Annotated in this window: 1 pseudogene; it reads left to right on the top strand. The window is 38.7% G+C overall.

Annotated features, from left to right (window positions below):
* Positions 1-69 precede the first annotated feature (69 nt).
* A pseudogene (locus DYY66_RS11250) lies at positions 70-509 on the top strand (hypothetical protein); the annotation flags it as partial.

Raw genomic sequence — 509 nt, 5'->3', positions numbered from 1 at the left:
CAGCTTGTGAGACTGCCAAAAGATCTGGGTAGAAATGAAGACGATATCTCTTCATTTAGAGCATATAGCATGGTTGACATACATACTGGATGTTTTGTAGTCTATAGACCGCAAAGTGAAACTCTGGTAGATCCTTGTCATGATGATACGTTTGAACCAGTTAATGGAATTGCAATTGCAGGCAATGCGATATTCAACAAATACAGCGCATTACCAAACCTAGATCTCGGAGTAGATGACCAAGGATACATCTACGTGAAACCGCCTATTTTTGAGTATGACAAAAATGGTGTAATTGGTGCAGGCAGGGATGTATTTCACTGTACAGACCCAGAGCAGACAGATTTACAGTATGACAAGGATCGTTTAGCAACAAGACAGCAGATCGAATCTATACTTTTGTCTGATACTAGAATTCAAAAGATCATACTTGGTAATAGCTGTGAATTCATGAGCGATTCGATTTTGTATACTGAAAATGGAACGTATCGAGACATTAACGTAAATCT

Origin of the sequence: Candidatus Nitrosotalea sp. FS (assembly GCF_011319475.1) — an archaeon.
Classification (GTDB): domain Archaea; phylum Thermoproteota; class Nitrososphaeria; order Nitrososphaerales; family Nitrosopumilaceae; genus Nitrosotalea.
Note: the sequence above shows the minus strand (reverse complement) of the source record. Positions and strands in the feature narration are given on the sequence as shown.